The organism is Polynucleobacter aenigmaticus (genome assembly GCF_002206635.1).
Taxonomy (GTDB): domain Bacteria; phylum Pseudomonadota; class Gammaproteobacteria; order Burkholderiales; family Burkholderiaceae; genus Polynucleobacter; species Polynucleobacter aenigmaticus.
Map to the genome: position 1 here is coordinate 1 of NZ_NGUO01000031.1, position 1,220 is coordinate 1,220.

Here is a 1,220-nt window from a genome sequence, read left to right on the forward strand (position 1 = left end):
TCGTGCGGTCCCTGGACATTGGGAAGGTGATCTACTTTACGGAGATGCTAATAGCCAGATTGCTACTCTCGTTGAGCGCCAGACTCGCTATGTGATGCTAGTCAAGGTTGCTCGCAAAGATAGTCAAACAGTCGTCAATGCCTTAATTAAGCATGCGAGGAAATTACCAGACGAGTTGTATAAGTCGCTCACTTGGGATCGAGGCAAAGAGATGTCTGAACACAAACGCTTTACCTTAGCCACGGATGTTCAGGTTTACTTTTGTGATCCCCAGCATCCTTGGCAACGAGGCTCAAATGAAAATACCAATGGCTTACTAAGACAATACTTCCCTAAAGGAATGAGCGTAGCCAATTACTCGCAGGCTAAGCTTAATGCCATAGCCAGGAAACTTAATGAACGCCCTAGAAAAACACTAAACTATCAAACACCGGCAGAACGTTTTGCCCAATCTGTTGCGTTGACCAGTTGAATCCAAGGTCGACTTGCGACCCCCACATTAGGGTCAGGGGAATGTCCGCTTTCGAGCTATTAACTGCCATTGTGAAATCTTAGGTGAATGAGCCGGCTTGCTTAATCGTTTCATTTTGCCCAAGTGATTTGGTTTATTGGTTTTTTAAAGATAAAAATGACGGTGCAATTAATCTGGCGGTTTTTTCATATCTGGACCCAAAACAATCTCTGCGTTCATGGCTATTTGCGCTAAATCATCAGCTGATATGTAGGGCATTGGCGGCAAGAATCGGTTGCTATCAGTAGCTCGCGTTATTTTCTAATTTTTTAATGAATTTTTATAAAAAATTCATTAATTCAATAAATGGCGGATTCAAACACGAAGTGCAACACGGTTTAAAGATTGCATAAAGACTTCACTTGGTGTTTTAAATCCCAAGCGCTTTCTGGGTCGGTTGTTTAATTGATCTTGGATCATTCTAAGCTCCTCATCCGTTACGGTTGATAACTGTCTTTTCTTGGGGATGTATTGCCTTAGCAGTCCATTGAAGTTTTCATTCGATCCCCTTTGCCAGCTAGCAAAAGGATCGGCAAAGTATGTGGTGCTATTTAATGCAGCATCAATTTTGCTGTGTCCTGCAAATTCCTTCCCGTTGTCAAAAGTATAGTTTTGACCAGTGGGGCTAAGGGACTCAGTTTGTTAATGATGGCGCTACCTACTGAATCAGCAGTTTTATTGATGACTTTGGCGATGAGGGCATAACCAC

At 42.6% G+C, this 1,220-nt stretch carries 1 protein-coding gene and 1 pseudogene; one reads left to right on the top strand and one right to left on the bottom strand.

Going from position 1 to position 1,220, the window contains the following annotated elements; genetic code table 11:
* A partial coding sequence (locus CBI30_RS10985) for an IS30 family transposase (RefSeq protein ID WP_143744403.1) occupies positions 1-472 on the top strand: 472 nt, incomplete at its 5' end.
* A 354-nt stretch (positions 473-826) separates the two neighbouring features.
* Here CBI30_RS10985 and CBI30_RS11445 read toward each other — a convergent pair.
* A pseudogene (locus CBI30_RS11445) lies at positions 827-1,220 on the bottom strand (IS30 family transposase); the annotation flags it as partial.